General features: G+C 40.4%; 23 protein-coding genes. 22 read left to right on the top strand and 1 reads right to left on the bottom strand.

Translation table 11 applies throughout. The features are described from left to right. The first annotated feature begins 14 nt into the window (after positions 1 to 14). Positions 15 to 290 carry an HU family DNA-binding protein gene (locus M1F97_RS02470; protein ID WP_001284636.1) on the top strand — a complete coding sequence of 92 codons (276 nt, stop codon included), beginning with the start codon at positions 15 to 17 and terminating at the stop codon, positions 288 to 290. 130 nt (positions 291 to 420) lie between these two features. Here the strand turns inward: M1F97_RS02470 and M1F97_RS02475 are convergent, their stop codons facing one another. Continuing rightward, complete coding sequence (locus tag M1F97_RS02475) at positions 421 to 1,407, bottom strand: L-lactate dehydrogenase (protein ID WP_038806036.1); 987 nt, start codon at positions 1,405 to 1,407, stop codon at positions 421 to 423. Between the two features lie 193 nt (positions 1,408 to 1,600). Here M1F97_RS02475 and gyrA point away from each other — a divergent pair, with 193 nt between their 5' ends. From gyrA to M1F97_RS02580, 21 genes are all read left to right on the top strand, one after another. Further along, positions 1,601 to 4,069: a DNA gyrase subunit A gene (gene gyrA / locus M1F97_RS02480; protein WP_247944073.1), complete on the top strand. Its 2,469-nt coding sequence runs from the start codon at positions 1,601 to 1,603 to the stop codon at positions 4,067 to 4,069. Further along, on the top strand, positions 4,069 to 4,815 hold the full coding sequence (locus M1F97_RS02485) for a class A sortase (RefSeq protein ID WP_247944074.1): 747 nt from the start codon (positions 4,069 to 4,071) through the stop codon (positions 4,813 to 4,815). Before gyrA ends, M1F97_RS02485 begins: the two co-directional genes overlap by 1 nt. Positions 4,816 to 4,888: 73 nt before the next feature. Continuing rightward, positions 4,889 to 5,305: a hypothetical protein gene (locus M1F97_RS02490; protein WP_247944075.1), complete on the top strand. Its 417-nt coding sequence runs from the start codon at positions 4,889 to 4,891 to the stop codon at positions 5,303 to 5,305. 56 nt (positions 5,306 to 5,361) lie between these two features. Continuing rightward, complete coding sequence (locus M1F97_RS02495) at positions 5,362 to 5,565, top strand: hypothetical protein (protein WP_247944076.1); 204 nt, start codon at positions 5,362 to 5,364, stop codon at positions 5,563 to 5,565. 37 nt (positions 5,566 to 5,602) lie between these two features. Then, positions 5,603 to 5,944: a hypothetical protein gene (locus tag M1F97_RS02500; protein WP_247944077.1), complete on the top strand. Its 342-nt coding sequence runs from the start codon at positions 5,603 to 5,605 to the stop codon at positions 5,942 to 5,944. A gap of 122 nt (positions 5,945 to 6,066) precedes the next feature. Further along, entirely contained in the window at positions 6,067 to 6,414 is a 348-nt protein-coding gene (locus tag M1F97_RS02505) for a hypothetical protein (protein ID WP_001008305.1), read from the top strand. 124 nt (positions 6,415 to 6,538) lie between these two features. Next, the gene (locus M1F97_RS02510; RefSeq protein WP_247944078.1) at positions 6,539 to 7,336 is read left to right on the top strand and encodes a formate/nitrite transporter family protein; all 798 of its coding nucleotides are present in this window, start codon (positions 6,539 to 6,541) and stop codon (positions 7,334 to 7,336) included. A 150-nt stretch (positions 7,337 to 7,486) separates the two neighbouring features. Then, the gene (locus M1F97_RS02515; RefSeq protein WP_247944317.1) at positions 7,487 to 8,767 is read left to right on the top strand and encodes an O-acetylhomoserine aminocarboxypropyltransferase/cysteine synthase family protein; all 1,281 of its coding nucleotides are present in this window, start codon (positions 7,487 to 7,489) and stop codon (positions 8,765 to 8,767) included. Between the two features lie 94 nt (positions 8,768 to 8,861). Continuing rightward, positions 8,862 to 10,136: a DUF2130 domain-containing protein gene (locus M1F97_RS02520; RefSeq protein ID WP_247944079.1), complete on the top strand. Its 1,275-nt coding sequence runs from the start codon at positions 8,862 to 8,864 to the stop codon at positions 10,134 to 10,136. 25 nt (positions 10,137 to 10,161) lie between these two features. Beyond that, entirely contained in the window at positions 10,162 to 10,980 is an 819-nt protein-coding gene (locus tag M1F97_RS02525) for a hypothetical protein (RefSeq protein WP_247944080.1), read from the top strand. 9 nt (positions 10,981 to 10,989) lie between these two features. Beyond that, entirely contained in the window at positions 10,990 to 11,796 is an 807-nt protein-coding gene (locus M1F97_RS02530; RefSeq protein ID WP_247944081.1) for a hypothetical protein, read from the top strand. A 9-nt stretch (positions 11,797 to 11,805) separates the two neighbouring features. Beyond that, positions 11,806 to 12,606 (top strand): hypothetical protein, encoded by an 801-nt coding sequence (locus M1F97_RS02535; protein WP_247944082.1) that lies wholly within the window; start codon positions 11,806 to 11,808, stop codon positions 12,604 to 12,606. 74 nt (positions 12,607 to 12,680) lie between these two features. Continuing rightward, positions 12,681 to 13,559, top strand: a complete 879-nt coding sequence (gene truB, locus M1F97_RS02540) for a tRNA pseudouridine(55) synthase TruB (protein ID WP_247944083.1) — start codon at positions 12,681 to 12,683, stop codon at positions 13,557 to 13,559. Between the two features lie 113 nt (positions 13,560 to 13,672). Continuing rightward, on the top strand, positions 13,673 to 14,311 hold the full coding sequence (udk, locus tag M1F97_RS02545) for a uridine kinase (protein WP_001181369.1): 639 nt from the start codon (positions 13,673 to 13,675) through the stop codon (positions 14,309 to 14,311). Between the two features lie 128 nt (positions 14,312 to 14,439). Next, positions 14,440 to 15,780, top strand: a complete 1,341-nt coding sequence (gene xseA, locus M1F97_RS02550; RefSeq protein ID WP_247944084.1) for an exodeoxyribonuclease VII large subunit — start codon at positions 14,440 to 14,442, stop codon at positions 15,778 to 15,780. Next, complete coding sequence (locus M1F97_RS02555; protein ID WP_247944085.1) at positions 15,758 to 15,970, top strand: exodeoxyribonuclease VII small subunit; 213 nt, start codon at positions 15,758 to 15,760, stop codon at positions 15,968 to 15,970. The genes xseA and M1F97_RS02555 overlap by 23 nt, the downstream gene beginning before the upstream one ends. After that, entirely contained in the window at positions 15,967 to 16,842 is an 876-nt protein-coding gene (locus M1F97_RS02560) for a polyprenyl synthetase family protein (protein ID WP_247944086.1), read from the top strand. The genes M1F97_RS02555 and M1F97_RS02560 overlap by 4 nt, the downstream gene beginning before the upstream one ends. Further along, the gene (locus tag M1F97_RS02565; RefSeq protein ID WP_247944087.1) at positions 16,835 to 17,650 is read left to right on the top strand and encodes a TlyA family RNA methyltransferase; all 816 of its coding nucleotides are present in this window, start codon (positions 16,835 to 16,837) and stop codon (positions 17,648 to 17,650) included. Before M1F97_RS02560 ends, M1F97_RS02565 begins: the two co-directional genes overlap by 8 nt. Beyond that, on the top strand, positions 17,643 to 18,074 hold the full coding sequence (locus M1F97_RS02570) for an arginine repressor (RefSeq protein ID WP_001034389.1): 432 nt from the start codon (positions 17,643 to 17,645) through the stop codon (positions 18,072 to 18,074). The genes M1F97_RS02565 and M1F97_RS02570 overlap by 8 nt, the downstream gene beginning before the upstream one ends. Before the next feature lie 6 nt (positions 18,075 to 18,080). Next, a complete protein-coding gene (gene recN, locus M1F97_RS02575; protein WP_169446185.1) occupies positions 18,081 to 19,748 on the top strand; it encodes a DNA repair protein RecN in 1,668 nt (555 codons plus the stop codon). Further along, positions 19,749 to 20,477, top strand: coding sequence for a metallophosphoesterase (locus M1F97_RS02580; protein ID WP_247944088.1), 729 nt, complete (start codon positions 19,749 to 19,751; stop codon positions 20,475 to 20,477). Positions 20,478 to 20,506 lie beyond the last annotated feature (29 nt).

Genomic DNA, 20,506 nt, shown 5'->3' on the forward strand with positions numbered 1-20,506 from the left:
GAGGAATTATTAACATGGCAAACAAACAAGATTTGATCGCTAAAGTAGCAGAAGCTACAGAATTGACTAAGAAAGATTCAGCAGCAGCAGTTGACGCTGTATTTGCAGCAGTAACTGAATACCTTGCAGCTGGTGAAAAAGTTCAATTGATCGGTTTTGGTAACTTTGAAGTTCGTGAGCGTGCTGCACGTAAAGGTCGCAACCCACAAACTGGTAAAGAAATCAAAATCGCAGCTTCTAAAGTTCCAGCATTCAAAGCTGGTAAAGCTCTTAAAGACGCTGTTAAATAATGAATTTTCAAAAAGCCTGTCATATCAAGCATTTGAGCTTGTGAGACAGGCTTTTTTGTTTTGGGAAATATGATTTTATCGTTCTGTGTAAAAAGAAAAAGGCTCCCATGAAATGAGAACCTTCTTTTAATTAGTTTTTAGAAGCTGCTTGGAAATCAGGGTTTTTCCATGCTTCATCAATGATTGCTTGCAATTCTTTAGCAGATGCTTGCATTTTTTGAGTTTCCGCGTCGTTCAATGGGATGTTTACTGGACGAACGATACCGTGTGCACCAACAACAGCTGGTTGGCCGATAAAGACATCTTTCACACCGTATTGACCTTCTTGGAATACAGAAAGTGGAAGTACTGCATTTTCGTCATCAAGGATTGCTTTTGTGATACGAGCAAGTGCTACGGCGATACCATAGTATGTAGCTCCTTTTTTGTTGATGATTGTGTAAGCAGCATCACGAACACCTTCGAACAATTCAATCAATTCAGCTTCTTGAACGTTTTGAGTGTCTTTAAGGAATTCTTCAAGGTTTACACCAGCGATGTTGGCATGTGACCAAACAGCGAATTCAGAATCTCCGTGTTCACCCATGATGTAGGCGTGAACTGAACGAGCATCAACGTCCAATTTTTCGGCAAGTGCTTGACGGAAACGAGCTGAGTCAAGTGAAGTACCTGAACCGATAACGCGTTCTTTAGGGAATCCAGAGAATTTCCAAGTTGAGTAAGTCAAAACGTCAACTGGGTTAGCAGCAACAAGGAAGATACCATCAAAACCTGATTCAACAACTTGTGTTACGATTGATTTGTTGATAGCCAAGTTTTTACCTACAAGGTCAAGGCGAGTTTCACCTGGTTTTTGAGGAGCACCTGCAGTGATAACAACAAGGTCAGCGTCTGCACAGTCAGAGTATTGAGCAGCGTAGATTTTTTTAGGTGAAGTGAAGGCAAGGGCGTGACTAAGGTCAAGCGCATCACCAACAGCTTTTTCGTGTAATTGTGGAATTTCGATAATTCCAAGCTCTTGTGCAATTCCTTGGTTAACAAGTGCGAAAGCGTAAGATGAACCTACGGCACCGTCACCAACAAGGATCACTTTTTTGTGTTGTTTAGTTGAAGTCATTATCTAAACATCTCCTTCATTTTTTTTAGGGGAATCCCCAGACACTTTCATTCTATCACTTTTAAAAAGCTTTGTCACGAATATTCTATTCGGTTATAGATGTAAACGTTTTAGTAGTTTCAGAAGCCTGAAATAAAGGACATTTTATGGTATAATATATCTAATTACTAATAGTGAAATGAGGCATTTATTAATGCAGGATAAAAATTTAGTGAATGTCAATCTGACAAAGGAGATGAAGACCAGCTTTATCGATTACGCCATGAGTGTTATCGTAGCGCGTGCTCTTCCTGATGTTCGAGATGGCTTGAAGCCTGTCCACCGCCGTATTCTTTACGGAATGAATGAACTAGGTGTTACTCCAGACAAACCTCATAAAAAATCAGCCCGTATCACAGGGGATGTTATGGGTAAATACCACCCACACGGGGATTCCTCTATTTACGAAGCCATGGTCCGTATGGCCCAGTGGTGGAGCTACCGTTACATGCTTGTCGATGGGCATGGGAACTTTGGTTCCATGGATGGAGACGGTGCTGCCGCGCAGCGGTATACTGAGGCACGTATGAGCAAGATTGCTCTTGAAATGCTTCGTGATATCAATAAAAACACAGTTGATTTCGTAGATAACTACGATGCTAATGAACGTGAACCCTTGGTCTTGCCAGCTCGTTTTCCAAATCTTTTGGTCAATGGGGCAACTGGTATCGCTGTTGGGATGGCAACCAATATTCCACCTCACAACCTGGGTGAAACCATTGATGCTGTAAAGCTCGTCATGGACAATCCGAATGTGACAACTAAGGACTTGATGGAAGTTTTACCTGGTCCCGATTTTCCAACTGGTGCCCTTGTTATGGGGAAATCAGGGATTCATAAGGCCTATGAGACTGGTAAAGGATCGATTGTACTTCGTTCTCGCACAGAGATTGAAACCACTAAGACGGGTCGTGAGCGCATCGTTGTAACAGAATTCCCTTACATGGTCAATAAAACCAAGGTCCATGAGCATATTGTTCGCTTGGTTCAGGAAAAACGCCTTGAGGGCATTACAGCTGTACGTGATGAGTCCAACCGTGAAGGGGTTCGCTTTGTGATAGAGGTCAAACGCGATGCGTCTGCGAATGTTATCCTTAACAACCTCTTCAAGATGACCCAGATGCAAACCAACTTTGGTTTCAATATGCTTGCTATTCAAAATGGCGTACCAAAGATTTTGTCCCTTCGTCAAATTTTGGATGCTTATATCGAGCACCAAAAAGAAGTGGTTGTTCGCCGTACTCGTTTTGACAAGGAAAAGGCAGAAGCGCGTGCGCACATCTTAGAAGGCCTTTTAATCGCGCTAGACCATATCGACGAAGTGATCCGTATCATCCGTGCTAGTGAAACGGATGCGGAAGCACAAGCTGAGTTGATGAGCAAGTTTAAGCTTTCTGAACGTCAAAGTCAGGCTATCCTTGATATGCGTCTTCGTCGTTTGACAGGATTGGAACGCGATAAGATTCAGTCTGAATATGATGAATTGATTGCCTTGATTGCAGACCTAACCGATATTCTTGCTAAACCAGAACGCGTAGTGCAAATCATAAAAGATGAATTAGATGAAGTAAAACGTAAATTCGGTGACAAACGTCGTACCGAGTTGATGGTTGGAGAAGTCTTAACTCTTGAAGATGAAGACTTGATTGAGGAGTCAGATGTCTTAATCACTCTTTCTAACAAGGGCTATATCAAACGTTTGGACCAAGGTGAATTTACTGCTCAAAAACGTGGTGGTCGTGGAGTCCAAGGTACAGGAGTTAAGGATGATGACTTTGTGCGTGAGTTGGTTTCAACCAGCACTCATGATCACTTGCTCTTCTTTACCAATAAAGGTCGCGTATACCGACTAAAAGGTTATGAAATTCCTGAATACGGTCGCACGGCCAAGGGATTGCCGGTTGTCAATCTTTTGAAGCTGGATGAAGGGGAGAGCATACAAACCATCATTAATGTTAAATCTGAACGTAGTGATGACGCCTATCTCTTCTTCACAACCCGTCACGGTATCGTGAAACGAACCAGTGTTAAAGAATTTGCTAATATCCGTCAAAATGGACTTAAAGCTTTGAATCTCAAGGATGAAGATGAACTGATTAATGTCTTGCTGACAGAAGAAGATACAGATATCATCATTGGTACTAAGTTTGGTTATGCCGTTCGCTTTAATCAATCAGCCGTTCGTGGTATGAGCCGTATCGCGACAGGTGTCCGAGGTGTTAACCTCCGTGATGGAGACACTGTAGTTGGTGCTAGTGTCATCACTGACCAGGACGAGGTCCTTATCATCACTGAAAAAGGTTATGGTAAACGTACTCTTGCAACTGAATATCCAACAAAAGGTCGTGGTGGTAAAGGGATGAAGACAGCCAATGTTGCTGAGAAGAATGGCCCTCTTGCAGGTCTCCTCACTGTTAAAGGAGATGAAGATCTGATGATTATCACGGATACAGGTGTCATGATTCGAACAAACGTTGCCAATATTTCACAAACAGGACGCTCAACTATGGGAGTTAAGGTGATGCGTCTAGACCAGGATGCCAAGATTGTGACCTTTACAACGGTGGATGCGGTAGAAAAAGAAGAAGTTGGGACTGAAAACGAAACAGAGAGTGAAGTATAATGTCTGAAAAAGATAATAAAAAGAAAAAAAAGAAACGCAGAAACCTGCTGACCAATATCCTAGCAGTCTTTCTCATCCTCTTGTCTTTGGTCTTGATTTTTAATTCAAAGATCCGAAACATGTTTATGGTTTGGAATACCAATAAATATCAAGTCAGTCAGGTGACTAAGGAAAAGATTGAAGAGAATAAAGAGGCAGAAGGAAATTTCGATTTTGATTCTGTCAAATCAATCTCATCAGAAGCGGTGTTAGCTGCCCAGTGGGATGCTCAACAACTTCCAGTCATAGGAGGGATTGCCATTCCTGAAGTAGAGATCAACCTGCCTATTTTTAAAGGTTTAGATAATGTAAACTTGTTCTACGGGGCAGGGACCATGAAAGCAAATCAGAAAATGGGGGAAGGCAACTATTCACTAGCCAGCCACCATATCTTTACTGCTGAAAATGCAAGCCAAATGCTCTTTTCACCTTTGGTCAATGCCAAGGCAGGGATGAAAATCTATCTGACTGATAAAGATAAAGTATACACCTATGAGATTCGTGAGGTGAAGCACGTGACGCCTGATCGCGTAGACGAAATTGAAGACCGTGATGGTATCAAAGAAATCACATTGGTAACCTGTGTCGACTATAATGCGACAGAGCGGATTATTGTTAAAGGTGATTTTAAAGAAGTTAAAGCATATTCTGAAACATCTGATGATATCCTAAACGCCTTTAATCAGACATATAAACAACGTTATTAACCTCAAAAACCAGTGAATTGTATTTTTCGCTGGTTTTTTGTCAAATAGAATCGTCGGTCAAAGGAGAATAATCATGTTTGAATATTTTTGGATTGGAATGAAAACGATGTGGGAAGGTTCTGTCTTTAGTTTTGCCTTTTACTTATTAACCTCTATTCTTTTACTAATCTTTTGGCGACGTTTTATAATTGTCCGTCGTAGTGGTGGTAATTTTTTTGCCCCGTTTCACATTGCCAATGGGAGATTTTATATTCACAATGCTTTTGTATTTGTGAAGAGAATCATTCCGCTGAATAACATCAGAAGGATTGAAGTCAAATATATTCGAAGTGTCAAATTGAATGGGGCAAGTTATCATTTGTTTATCGAAAGAAAAGATGGAAAAGCTCTCAGTTTTTTCTTCGGACAATCAAAACAGAATGATCTCCTTGTGAAGAATCTAAAGAATGAAACTAAAAACTACCATATTAGAATTGTAAGTGATGGATAAGTTGAAAGATTTATCGTAATAAACCGAAGGATGTCTAGTATAAGAGAGGATAGATAATGAGTCAGTTAAGAGAAAAGTCTTTAGTTACGCTCAAAGAAGACATAACAAGTAGTTTTCCATTTGCCAAGGATCTTCCTATGAGATTCTTGGGAGAAATTGCCAATATGGCTGAACACGGAATCTTCATAGGGAAATCTGGGAAGTCTTATTTTGGATATCATATTTTACATTTTAGAGAACTAAGTGAAGATGAGATATAGGACTTTCGCAGTAGGAAAAATAGATGAGGAGTTGACAATGAATAATCAGATTGACTTGGTACTTCCAAACCTATACGCAGAATTCTTGAGTAAAATCGACAAAGCAGAAGAGTTGATAATAGAGAATACAGGTATCATCTTATACTCGAAGCTAGATTTGCTAGAAAGAAACTCCACCTACCAAATAGAAGAGTGGGAACCTGATTTTTTCCTGATTGGGCAAGATGGGGATGTCGCTTTTTTTATAAAGAAAGATTCTGACGACACTATTTATATGAATGATTTGGGGGCATTAGGTTCACTGGAAATGAAACCCATATCTTTGAATATTTTCGAGTTTGTGAAACAAGCGAGTGAACATTATGATGATATCTTCTAATCATTGCAAGTGTTGTTATTTTATCGTACGCGTGTGTGGAAGACATTTTTATGAAATCATTTGAACATTTTGATTAATGTTAATAAATTTTTAGTAAATGATAATGATTTGGAGAGTGAACAATGAATTTTGATGAGAGTTTACAGCAATACACTTATGAGCATGAGGGAGTGACCTTTGTTTGGGACGAAGAGCCTGATTGTGACTTTATAGATAAAGTTGAACTGTTATCAAAAAATTATCAGGAGAATCTCAATAGAATTATCAACTTCATGCTAGCTGATCTTAAGGAAATGTATGGAGAAGTCAGCGAGGAAGATGTGAAGAACAAGCTGGGGAAACCTATCATTGACTACAATCAAGGAACAGTTAGTTATTGTGAGCAAACCTTCGATGACTGGCACCTATTTGAGTTTGAATTTTTGGATGATCAATTTGAAACATTGGAATGTTTTTCTGTTAATGGGTAAAGGAGAGATTTATGGAATTCCCCAATGCATTGATTTTCTTTGTAGAAAACGTATACAAGAAAGGCTTTTCAAAATGCGTGCTTTATGTTATAATATTCACAAATAAAAGTTTAGGAGTTTTTTTATGGTTTCTTCAGAATTTATCTCAAAGATTGAATTTGCTTGTAAGAAGAAAGAAAGTCTTTATAGCCAAAGCAAGTTTAAGTATGCAATTCGTTCCATGTTTGCAGGTGCCTTTCTAACATTTAGTACAGCCGCAGGTGCAGTTGGGGCTGACTTGATTAATAAGATCGCTCCAGGTAGTGGACGTTTTCTTTTCCCATTCGTTTTTGCTTGGGGATTGGCTTACATTGTTTTCTTAAATGCTGAGTTGGTAACTTCCAACATGATGTTTTTGACTGCTGGTAGTTTCTTGAAAAAAATCTCTTGGAGAAAAACAGCTGAGATTTTACTTTACTGTACCTTGTTCAATATCATAGGAGCTTTGATAGCAGGTTGGGGATTTGCTCACTCAGCAGCCTACGCAAATCTGACACATGACAGCTTCATTTCAGGAGTTGTTGAGATGAAATTAGGCCGTTCCAATGAATTAGTCTTACTTGAAGGTATTTTAGCAAACGTCTTTGTAAACATTGCCATTCTCTCCTTTGTTTTGGTGAAAGATGGTGGGGCTAAACTTTGGCTTGTCTTATCAGCAATTTACATGTTTGTATTCTTAACAAACGAACACATTGCTGCGAACTTTGCTTCTTTTGCGATTGTTAAGTTCAGTGTTGCAGCAGATTCAATTGCTAACTTTGACATACCTAATATTCTTCGTCACTGGGGTGTAACCTTTGTCGGAAACTTTATCGGAGGAGGTCTCTTGATGGGCTTGCCTTACGCCTTCCTCAATAAAAACGAAGATACTTATGTAGATTAAAGAAATGAGCACGAGTGAATCGTGCTTTTTTGTTTGATGTGTAAGACTAGTCATAGTTGTTCCTTATATCAAAATATAGAAAAACGGTATTGGAAAAGACTAGCCCAAGATGATACAATATCCCTAATGAAGCTATTTGGAGGTCGTCATATGACTCGTGATTTTAAATTTGAAACTCTACAATTACATGCTGGGCAAGTAGTTGATCCAGCAACTAAGTCTCGTGCAGTACCGATTTATCAAACAACATCCTTCGTTTTTGATGACACGCAAGAAGGTGCCGATCTGTTTGCCTTGAGAAAACCAGGGAACATTTATACTCGTATTACCAACCCTACAACAGCGGCATTTGAAGAAAGAATCGCTGCTCTTGAAGGTGGTGTTGGAGCACTAGCGACAGCATCAGGTATGGCTGCTGTAACCTACACTATTTTGGCGCTTGCTCACGCAGGTGACCATGTGGTGGCTGCGTCAACTATTTACGGTGGGACCTTCAATCTCTTGAAAGAAACCCTTCCTCGTTATGGGATTACAACAACCTTTGTGGATGTGGATAATTTGGAAGAAGTAGAAGCAGCTATCAATGACAATACAAAGCTTGTCTTGATTGAAACCTTGGGGAACCCCTTGATTAACATTCCTGACTTGGAAAAATTGGCAGAGCTTGCTCATAAACACCAAATTCCACTTGTTTCGGATAATACCTTTGCCACACCATATTTGATTAACGTCTTCTCTCACGGTGTAGATATTGCAATTCACTCAGCGACTAAGTTTATCGGTGGTCATGGTACGACTATTGGCGGTGTCATTGTTGATAGCGGTCGTTTTGACTGGGAAGCTTCAGGGAAATTCCCTCAATTTGTAGAGGAAGACCCTAGCTACCACAACTTGAGCTATACTCGTGATGTCGGGGCAGCAGCCTTTATTATCGCTGTTCGAGTTCAATTGCTTCGTGATACAGGTGCAGCCTTGTCACCATTTAATGCCTTTCTCTTGCTCCAAGGACTTGAAACTCTCTCTCTTCGTGTTGAACGTCATGTGCAAAATGCAGAGAAAATTGTTGATTTCCTTGTCAACCATCCTAAGGTTGAAAAAGTCAACTATCCAAAACTAGCAGACAGTCCTTACCATACCTTGGCTGAGAAATATTTGCCAAAAGGTGTTGGTTCAATCTTTACCTTCCATGTTAAAGGTGGAGAGACAGAGGCTCGCAAGGTGATTGATAATTTGGAAATCTTCTCTGACCTTGCAAACGTAGCAAATGCCAAATCGCTTGTTGTCCATCCAGCGACAACCACTCACGGTCAGTTGTCAGAAAAAGATCTAGAAGCGGCAGGTATCACACCAAACCAAATCCGCTTGTCTATCGGTCTTGAAAATGTTGAGGATTTGATTGAAGATTTGCGCTTGGCCTTGGAAAAAATTTAAAGTAACAGATATAAACAGTGGGTTTCGACTCGCTGTTTTTGATTTTCCCTCAGGCATGATATAATGGTTACAGAAGTCCAGAAAGAGGAAAGTTATGAACGAAATCAAATGTCCCAACTGTGGGGAAGTCTTTACAGTAAATGAAAGTCAGTATGCCGAACTTTTATCCCAAGTGAGAACAGCTGAGTTTGATAAGGAATTACACGATCGCATGAAGCAGGAGCTGGCCTTGGCTGAACAAAAGGCCATGAATGAGCAACAGACTAAACTGGCTCAGAAGGATCAAGAAATTGCGCAATTGCAGAGTCAAATCCAAAACTTTGATACAGAGAAAGAGTTAGCTAAGAAAGAAGTTGAACAGACAAGTCATGCGGCCTTATTAGCAAAGGACAAGGAAGTGCAGGCTTTGGAAAGCCAATTGGCCACCTTGCGTTTGGAGCATGAAAATCAACTGCAAAAGACCCTTTCTGACTTAGAAAAAGAACGTGATCAGGTAAAAAACCAGCTCCTCTTGCAAGAAAAGGAAAATGAGTTGTCTTTGGCTTCTGTTAAGCAAAATTACGAAGCTCAGCTTAAGGCAGCCAGTGAACAAGTCGAATTCTACAAGAATTTCAAAGCTCAACAATCCACAAAAGCTATCGGTGAAAGTTTGGAACAATATGCAGAGAGTGAATTTAACAAGGTTCGTAGTTTCGCCTTTCCAAATGCCTACTTTGAGAAGGATAACAAGGTTTCTGCGCGTGGTTCTAAGGGTGACTTTATCTTCCGTGATTTTGATGAAAATGGTCTAGAATTCATTTCCATCATGTTTGAAATGAAAAATGAAGCGGACGGCACAGAGAAAAAGCATAAGAATGCAGATTTTTACAAAGAATTGGACAAGGACCGTCGGGAGAAGAACTGTGAGTATGCAGTTTTGGTGACCATGTTAGAAGCAGATAACGACTACTTTAACACAGGGATTGTTGATGTCAGCCACGAGTATGAAAAGATGTATGTGGTTCGTCCTCAGTTCTTCATCCAGTTGATTGGTCTCTTGCGTAATGCGGCTCTTAATTCTCTCAAATACAAGCAAGAGTTGGCCTTGGTTCGGGAGCAGAATATCGATATTACGCATTTTGAAGAAGACTTGGATGCCTTCAAAGTAGCTTTTGCCAAAAACTACAACTCTGCTTCGACCAACTTTGGAAAAGCTATCGATGAAATCGATAAGGCCATCAAACGGATGGAAGAGGTCAAGAAATTCCTTACAACATCCGAAAACCAACTCCGCTTAGCTAACAATAAGCTGGAAGATGTTTCAGTTAAAAAATTGACTCTCAAAAATCCAACTATGAAAGCTAAGTTTGAAGCGCTGAAGGGGGAGTAGTATTACCTTAGAAACAGGAATTTATATGAAAAGAGCTATAGAAATTATTAGAATATGGTCAGCTGATAAAATAGAATTAATTTTTCTTAAAATTATATTTAAATATTTGCTGTATTTTTTAGTGTTTTCAACAGTAATGGTTTATGTCTATATTTTTAACCATTCATCGACTGTTTATACAAAGCTATTAACAGTATTTCTTGTCCTTCTTATATTGTTTATTCTTCTATCTAAACTATTACTTGATAAGGCTTTAATTGATATTTTATTTGAAGATATCAATTTAACAAAGTATCAGGATATAGTTGCTAGAGCTGAGGAAAATTCTTTAAATAGAAATGTTCAGATTCTTCCAAAATATTTGGCAAATGCAAGAGTATCCTTTTATAGAGGATACTTCCAAGATAGTTTAGAATTGCTGAATAAAATAAAAAATAGTAATCTAAAAAAATCCAAAAATCTCTACTATGTATTTCATATCAAGTATTATAGCATCCTAAACTTGGTTCATTTGAATGATTGTTTAGAATTGCAAGAATTAATGGTAGAAATTGAAGAACTAACAAGTCACTTTCAATCAAAAATTTTTAGATATCAGGAAGAAATTTTGAGTTTAAAGGCTATTGTTGATATCTATTGCAATAAAATATCAAACGACTATTTCGACACTGCGGAACCAGAAAATATGTTAGCCCAAATCATGTTTTCTTATTACGGAGCACTCAACGCTCAGCTAAAAGGAGACGAAGCTCGTGCTCGTAGCTTGTTTGAAAGCATCGCCCATGAAAATCCAGAGCTTTTCTATGTACAGGAAGCGCAGAAATATTTAGAATCAGTGAAATGAGAGTAATATATGAAATTAATTGAAAAAATAGTAAGTAGGGCGACAGAAAACACTCTTCTACAAATAGAAACTATTAGTCAGCTTAGTTCAGTCTTAGGAATATCTTTGGGAGTGCTAGCAGTGATTCTAGAATCTAAAGGTAATGAAAAATTATGGTCGTTAATATTTATATCATTTATGTTGGGATTCCTTATTCTTGTTTTATATTTACGAGTTGTATCCAACAAGGTTATCTATTTAATGTTACACGATTCTATAGATTTAGAGATATATGAAGCTATGTTCAAGGCTGAAGCTGAGAAATCTATCAAACCTTATAGACCAACTTATGAGGAAAATTTCCATTTTATTAAGGGACAAACCAGTTTCCTACAAGGTGATTTTCAGTCTGCTAAAGAATACCTAGCAAAGATTAATTTTAAAAAAATTTGGAAGAGATTCAGGGTAGACTTATTTCTAAGAACAAGCTCCAATCAATTGCTAGTTTCTATTCATCTTAAAGATGAGCAAAATATTGCTTTCTTTGAGGAACAATTGTCCAAGGCTGCAGATTATAAAGGAGGCAAAGCTAAACTCGTTGCTCAAGCTCAAGCCATAAAAGATATTGTGTTCAATAAAGAAGCGAACGACTACTTCGATACCACTGAATCAGAAAATAAGCTAGCTCGAATCATGTTCTCTTATTACGGAGCTCTCAATGCCCAATTAAAAGGAGATGAAGCTCGTGCCCGAATTTTGTTTGAAAGTATTGTCCATGAAAATCCAGAACTCTTTTATGTTCAGGAAGCGAAGAAATATTTAGAATCAGTGAAATGAGAGTAACATATGAAATTAGTAAAAAAAATAGTAAGTAGGGCGACAGAGAATATTCTTCTACAAATTGAGACTATTAGTCAAATTAGCTCAATTATTACACTTGTTTTGGATGTGTTGGCTGTGTTTTTAATTTTCCAAAGTGATACGAAAAAGTGGGGAGTAATATTATTATTAGTAGTAGTACTATTTGCTAGTCTAGTTTTATACTTACGTTTTGTCCTAAACAAGGTTATTTATCTAATGTTAAACGATTCTATTAATCTTAAGCTCTATGTGGACATGTTCAGAGTTCAATCAGAAAAATCTATTAAGCCTTTTAGGGCAACATATCGTGAGTATTACCAATTTATCCAAGGTCAAGTGGCTTATCTAAAAGGAGATTTTCAATCTGCCAAGGAAAATATGTCCAAGTATAATTTGAAAAAAATTTGGGGTAGATTAAGAGACTATACATTTTTAATATCAACCTATGAACTATTAAAAGTTTCCATCCATCTTCAAGATGAGCGAGACATTGCTTTCTTTGAGGAACAATTGTCCAAGGCGCCAGATTCGAAAGATGGGAAAGCTAAACTAATCGCCCAAACTCAAGCCATAAAAGATATTGTGTTCAATAAAGAAGTGAACGACTACTTCGAAACCACTGAACCAGAAAATAAGTTAGCTCGAATCATGTTTTCTTATTACGGCGCTCTCAATGCTCAAATAAAAGGAGATGAAGAACGTGCCCGTAGTTTGTTTGAAAGCATCGCCCATGAAAATCCAGAACTTTTCTATGTTCAGGAAGCTAGGAAGTATTTAGAAAAATGAGCTGATATAGTTTTAAAATCTGTCTAAGATAGAATATGTTGATGTAAAGTGAAAAGGGAATTAGAAAGTAACAAATGAACGGTATTATCAACTTAAAAAAAGAAGCGGGAATGACCTCGCATGATGCGGTTTTTAAACTGCGTAAGATTTTGGGCACCAAGAAAATTGGTCATGGTGGGACCTTAGATCCGGATGTAGTGGGTGTTTTGCCCGTTGCAGTTGGCAAGGCGACACGCATGGTCGAGTTTATGCAGGACGAGGGCAAGGTCTATGAGGGAGAAATCACTCTGGGCTATTCAACGATAACCGAGGATGCTAGTGGGGAAGTGGTCGCAGAGACCCCTGTTTTGTCGCCCTTGGATGAAACTATTGTTGACGAAGCGATAGCTAGTCTGACGGGATCTATCAAACAGATTCCTCCCATGTATTCGGCTGTCAAGGTCAATGGTCGCAAGCTCTATGAGTATGCGCGTGCTGGTCAGGAAGTAGAGCGTCCAAAACGTGAGGTAACTATTTATAGCTTTGAGCGGACAAGTCCGATTTCTTATGAGGGCGAACTTGCACGATTCACTTTTCGTGTGAAATGCAGTAAGGGAACTTACATCCGTACCTTGTCTGTTGACTTGGGAGAAAAGCTTGGTTATGCGGCTCATATGTCCCATTTGACACGGACTAGTGCTGCAGGTTTGCAGTTAGAAGATGCCTTGACCTTAGAAGAAATTGCTGAAAAAATGGAGGCTGGTCAACTGGACTTTCTCCATCCTCTAGAGATTGGAACAGGGGACCTTGTTAAAGTTTTTCTAACTCAAGAACAGGCTACAGAAGTACGCTTTGGTCGTTTTATCGAGCTAGAACAGTTGGATAAGGAATTGGCTGCCTTTGAGGGAGAAAAATTGCTAGCCATTCTTGAAAAACGGGGTGAACTTTACAAACCAAGGAAGGTTTTTATCTAGTCTAACTGAGATGTAGGGATTTGAATTGTTACCCATAATCTATCCAAAATCAGACTATAAATTTGGCTAAAAATGTGATAGAATAGACGACGGATAAAAAAACGGAGGATAGCATGCAAAATAGACCAATCATTATCGGAGTGACAGGTGGTTCTGGTGGAGGAAAAACTAGTGTTTCAAGAGCCATTTTATCGCACTTTCCTGATGAAAAGATTTCCATGATTGAGCATGATTCATACTACAAGGATCAGTCTCATTTGACCTTTGAAGAACGCGTCAAAACCAACTACGACCACCCTTTTGCCTTTGATACAGATCTGATGATCGAGCAGATTAAGGAATTGTTGGCAGGACGTCCGGTAGACATTCCAACTTATGACTATACAGCGCATACACGGAGTAGCAAGACCTATCGTCAGGAGCCTCAAGATGTCTTTATCGTTGAGGGAATTTTGGTCTTGGAGGACAAGCGTCTGCGCGATTTGATGGATATCAAGATTTTTGTGGATACGGATGATGATGTGCGCATTATTCGTCGGATTAAGCGTGATATGGAAGAGCGCGGCCGTAGCTTGGATAGCGTGATTGACCAATATCTGGGTGTGGTAAAACCTATGTACCACCAGTTTATCGAGCCGACTAAGCGGTATGCGGATATCGTCATTCCTGAGGGAGTCAGCAATACCGTGGCTATCGATCTTTTGACGACAAAAATTGCAAAGATTTTGGAAGAAGCTCGTAACAGCAAATAATCAGACGAGGAGGCTTGGCCTCCTTTTTCTATTTTTCCTTTAGTTTCGGTATGCAAAAGGAGATTTTTAAGCATATTTTTGGTATAATAATACCCATGGAAAAGCAAGAAAATGAATAGTAGGTGGAGATGGAAAAGTATTTATCGGTAACAACTTTGACCAAGTATCTGAAAATGAAATTCGATAAAGACCCTTACTTGGAACGGGTCTATTTAACTGGTCAAGTTTCCAACTTTCGTAAACGTCCTACTCACCAATATTTCTCCCTAAAAGATGACCACGCGGTTATTCAAGCAACCATCTGGTCAGGGATCTATCAGAAATTAGGCTTCGACCTCGAAGAAGGAATGAAAATCAATGTGATTGGGCGTGTGCAGGTTTATGAACCAAGCGGTAGCTACTCCATCATCATTGAAAAGGCTGAGCCTGATGGGGTTGGGGCGCTTGCGATTCAGTTTGAACAACTCAAGAAAAAATTGACAGAAGAAGGTTTGTTTCAAGAGAGGTTCAAGCAACCTCTGCCCCAATTTGCTAAGCGTATCGGCGTAGTAACCAGTCGCAGTGGAGCCGTTATTCGAGATATTATCACGACCGTCAGCAGACGATTTCCTGGTGTCGATATTCTTCTCTATCCGACCAAGGTGCAAGGTGATGGAGCTGCGGAGGAAATTGCTCGAAATATTGCGCGTGCTAATGAGCGTGAGGACCTAGATGTTCTCATCATTGGCCGCGGTGGTGGTTCCATCGAGGATCTCTGGGCCTTTAACGAAGAAATTGTGGTACGGGCTATTTTTGAATCTTGCTTGCCAATCATTTCTAGTGTTGGGCATGAGACGGATGTGACCTTGGCAGACTTTGTGGCGGATCGTCGGGCGGCGACGCCAACTGCTGCTGCAGAACTGGCAACGCCTGTAACCAAGTTGGATCTCTTGACTCATTTGCAAAATCAGGAAAAACGGATGGCGACAGCTGTACAAAATGTCCTGTCAAGAAAAAAAGAAGCTCTAAAAAAATGCAGCCAGTCTGTTATCTTTAGACAACCAGAGCGCTTGTATGATGGTTATTTGCAACGCTTAGATCAACTACAACTGCGCTTAAAACAAAGTTTGCGAACACGGATTTCTGATAGTAAACAAGTTGTACAAGCAAGGACGCATCAACTAGTCCAATTATCACCTGTTACCAAAATCCAACGCTATCAGGATCGGCTTGCTCAGTTGGACAAGCTCCTACGTAGCCAAATGGCGCTGGTTTATGACGCCAAGGTTGCTGAAGTGAAGCGACTTTCAGAAGCCTTGCTCATGTTGGATACCAGTCGAATCGTGGCGCGTGGTTATGCAATTGTCAAAAAAGAAGAGTCAGTAGTCGATTCGGTTGAGATGTTGAAGAAAAAAGACCAAGTGACGCTTTTGATGCGAGATGGTCAGGTAGAATTAGAGGTTAAAGATGTCAAAACAAAAGAAATTTGAGGAAAATCTAGCAGAACTGGAAACCATTGTCCAAAGTTTGGAAAATGGTGAAATCGCTCTGGAAGATGCGATTGCGGCCTTTCAAAAGGGCATGGTCTTGTCAAAAGAACTTCAGGCGACGCTGGGCAAGGCTGAAAAGACCTTGGTCAAGGTCATGCAAGAAGACGGAACAGAAAGTGATTTTGAATGAAGAAGCAAGAAAAATTAGCTCTTGTTGAGTCGGCTTTGGAAGATTTTTATGGGGACCAGCAGTTTGCCTCTAGTTTGCGAGAGTCCGTGCTCTATTCCATTCATGCTGGTGGCAAGCGTATTCGGCCTTTTCTCTTGTTGGAAGTTCTGGAAGCCTTGCAAGTCGCTATTAGACCAGCTCATGCGCAGGTAGCCGCGGCTTTGGAAATGATTCATACGGGGAGCTTGATTCACGATGATCTTCCTGCAATGGATGATGATGATTATCGTCGAGGGCGTTTGACCAACCATAAGAAATTCGGTGAAGCTATGGCGATTTTGGCAGGAGATGCCTTGTTCCTAGATCCCTCTGCATTGATAGCGCAGGCAGATTTGCCAAGTCAGATCAAGGTGGACTTGATTGCCAATCTATCCCTAGCATCAGGAAGTCTGGGCATGGTTGCAGGGCAGGTTCTGGACATGGAGGGTGAACACCAGCACTTGTCTTTGGACGCACTCCAGACCATTCATGCTAATAAAACAGGTAAATTACTAGCCTATCCTTTCCAAGCAGCTGCTATCATAGCAGAATTAGCACCAGAGTTACAAGCAAAACTGAAAACTGTGGGTGAATTGATTGGGCTTGCCTTTCAAGTTCGAGATGATGTGCTGGATGTGACCGCTAGTTTTGAGGAAATCGGCAAGACCCCACAAAAGGATTTGCAGGCAGAAAAGTCAACCTACCCTGCCTTGTTGGGTTTGGAGGAGGCGATTGCCTTTTGTAACCAAACCCTGGATCAAGCTAATGTAAAATTAGAAGAAATTGCCCAGCAGGTTCCCTTTGAAACAGAATCAATTGTAAGAGTAGTAGAAAGTTTGAGAATCAATGGCTAAGGAAAGAGTGGATGTACTAGCTTATAAACAGGGCTTGTTTGAAACGCGAGAACAGGCCAAGCGTGGTGTCATGGCTGGGCTTGTTGTAGCAATCCTTAATGGAGAACGCTTTGACAAACCGGGAGAGAAGATTCCAGATGATACTGAGCTAAAACTCAAAGGTGAAAAACTCAAGTATGTCAGTCGTGGTGGTTTGAAACTGGAAAAGGCCTTGCAGGTCTTTGATTTGTCAGTGGATGGGGAAACAACGATTGATATTGGGGCCTCCACTGGAGGATTTACCGACGTCATGTTGCAGAATGGTGCTGAGTTGGTCTTTGCAGTTGATGTTGGTACCAATCAGTTGGCTTGGAAATTGCGCCAAGATCCACGAGTTGTCAGCATGGAGCAGTTTAATTTTCGTTATGCTGAAAAGACTGATTTTGAGCAGGAACCGAGCTTTGCCAGTATTGATGTGAGTTTCATTTCCCTGAGTCTGATTTTGCCTGCCTTGCACCGCGTCTTGGCTGATCAAGGTCAGGTTGTGGCTCTGGTTAAGCCCCAGTTTGAAGCAGGCCGGGAGCAAATCGGGAAAAATGGAATTATTCGTGATGCCAAGGTTCATCAACATGTCCTTGAATCAGTCACTGCTATGGCAGTTGAGCAAGGTTTTTCAGTGCTTGGATTAGACTATTCACCAATCCAAGGTGGACATGGAAATATCGAATTTCTGGCATATTTGAAAAAGGAAGAGGGAGCAAGTAACCAAGTTGCCCCTGAAATAGAAAAAGTTGTAGAGAGAGCACATAGAGAATTTAAAGATGAATAAAAAAGAGAGACTTGAAAAAATTAGAAGATTTGTTACGGATTATCAAATCGGAACACAGGAAGAAATCGTTGAGCATTTAAAAGAGGCAGGTATCTCTGCCACTCAAGCAACGGTGTCACGAGATATTAAGGAACTGGGCATCGTAAAAATTCCCTTGAAGAACAATAAATACATCTATGAATTGCCAAAAACAATTGTAAGAAGTTTGCAGTTGGCTGAGAATAACATAGTAGGTTCTGAGCGCATGGGAAATATGATCAATCTGGATGTCATTCCTGGGAATACTGCCTTTGTCAAGAGTCAGCTGATGAATACTTTCTCAGAGAGAATTTTCAACTGTCTGGCAGACGACAACTCAATTTTGATTATCTTGAGAAATGAAGAAGACGCCAAGGAAATGTTTGAACAAGTAAAAAATTGGTAGGTTTATATGTTACTTGAAATTTCGATTAAAAACTTTGCCATTATTGAAGCCATTTCCCTCAACTTTGAAAAAGGCATGACAGTCTTAACTGGTGAAACGGGTGCTGGGAAATCGATCATCATCGATGCCATGAACATGATGCTGGGAGCAAGAGCTGCCACGGATGTTATTCGCCATGGTGCCACAAAGGCAGAGATTGAGGGACTGTTTTCGATTGAGAATAGCCGTTCTATACAAGAACTCTTTGAAGAGCAAGGTTTGGAAATGGGTGATGAAATTATCATCCGCCGTGAAATTCTCCAAAACGGACGTAGTGTTAGTCGCGTGAATGGCCAGATGGTCAATCTTTCTGTCTTGCGCGCCATTGGGCAACATCTTGTAGATATCCATGGTCAGCATGACCAAGAGGAGTTAATGCGTCCTCAACTGCACATCCAGATGTTGGATGGGTTTGGTGATGCAGCTTTCTTGGAGTTGAAAGAGACCTATCAGACGAGTTTTGATGCCTATCGCAAAATGCGTAAACAAGTTCTTGAAGTCAAGAAAAACCAGCAGGAACACAAGTCTCGCATTGAGATGTTGGAATTTCAAATGGCAGAGATTGAAGCAGCAAACTTGCAGGCTGGTGAAGACTTGGCTCTCAACAAAGAACGAGATAAACTCCTAAACCACAAGAATATAGCAGATACCTTGACAAATGCTTACTCTATGTTGGACAATGAGGAATTCTCCAGTCTTGCCAATGTGCGTTCGGCCATGAATGACATGGAAAGTGTCGAAGAATATGACCCTGAATACCGTGAAATTTCAAGTTCTCTATCAGAGACCTACTATGTTCTAGAAGATATTACCAAGCGTTTGGAAGATATTATTGAAGATCTAGATTTTGATGGTAATCGCCTCATGCAGGTTGAAAATCGCTTAGATCTTCTGAATACTATTACCCGCAAGTACGGTGGGACTGTGGACGATGTTTTGCTTTATTTTGCTAAGATTACGGATGAGTACAATCTCTTGACTGGAAATAACCTTTCTTCCGAAGATATGGAAGCAGAGCTCAAGAAATTGGAAGTTAATCTTGTTGATTTGGCAGGCCAGCTTGCATCTGCTCGTCATGATTTGGCTCAGCAGCTTGAAGCTGAGATTAAGCAAGAATTGCAAGACCTCTATATGGAGAAGGCACAGTTCCAGGTTCGCTTTAGTAAGGGCAAATTCAGTCGAGAAGGTAATGAAATGGTCGAGTTTTACATTTCGACCAACCCAGGTGAGGACTTTAAACCCTTGGTCAAGGTTGCATCTGGTGGGGAATTGTCTCGTCTCATGCTAGCCATCAAGTCTGCCTTTTCTCGTAAGGAAGGTAAGACCAGTATTGTCTTTGATGAGGTGGATACGGGAGTTTCAGGTCGTGTGGCCCAAGCCATTGCTCAGAAGATTCATAAGATTGGTCAGCATGGTCAGGTTTTAGCAATCTCTCACCTACCACAAGTGATTGCCATCGCGGACTATCAATTCTTTATTGAGAAGATTAGCGATGAGCACTCAACGGTGTCGACGGTTCGACTCTTGACTTTAGAAGAGCGAGTAGAGGAAGTAGCTAAAATGTTGGCTGGGGAAAATGTAACCGAAGCGGCTCTTACCCAAGCTAGAGAATTATTGCAAACGAGGGAGAAATAAATGACAGACTATTATGTAATTGGAGATGTCCATGGAAAAGCAGGTATGCTAGAAGACCTTCTCAAAACATGGGATGGTCACACTCAGTTGCTCTTTCTAGGGGATTTGATTGACCGAGGTGAAGACAGTCGCCGTGTTCTAGAAATGGTTAAGGACTTAGTGGAAAATCATGAAGCTATCTGTCTATCAGGAAACCACGAGTATATGTTTCTGACTTGGCTCGATGATCCAGAAGAAAGCTATGACCATTATCGTCGCAATGGTGGTGATACAACCATTAACTCTATTTTAGGTCGTCCCTTGGATGCACCAGTTGATGGCGTAGAAGATGCTAAACGGGTTGCGACAGAAGCAGCAGATTTGGTGGAATTTATTCGTCAAATGCCATTTGTAGTAGAGACAGACAAGTATATCTTTGTTCATGCGGGTATTGATTTGACCTTGGATGACTGGCATGAAACGACTGATTACAAGAAAGTCTGGCTCAGAAAACCATTCCACGAAGCGGTCAATCATACAGGAAAAACCATTGTCTTTGGGCATACACCGGTTTATGGTTTGCTCAAGCAAGACCGAGGTACTGCTGAGCTTTGGATTACAGAAGATGGCAAGATTGGCATGGATGGAGGAGCTGTCTATGGTGGTGTCCTTCATGGGATCGTCTTTACAGACCAAGGAATGACAGAACACCACTTTATCGAAAATGATGGCTTTATTGCCGAAGATTAGTACTCCTAGCAGGGTATGGTCTTGTCAAA

It is taken from the genome of Streptococcus oralis (assembly GCF_023110435.1).
GTDB lineage: Bacteria > Bacillota > Bacilli > Lactobacillales > Streptococcaceae > Streptococcus > Streptococcus oralis_CF.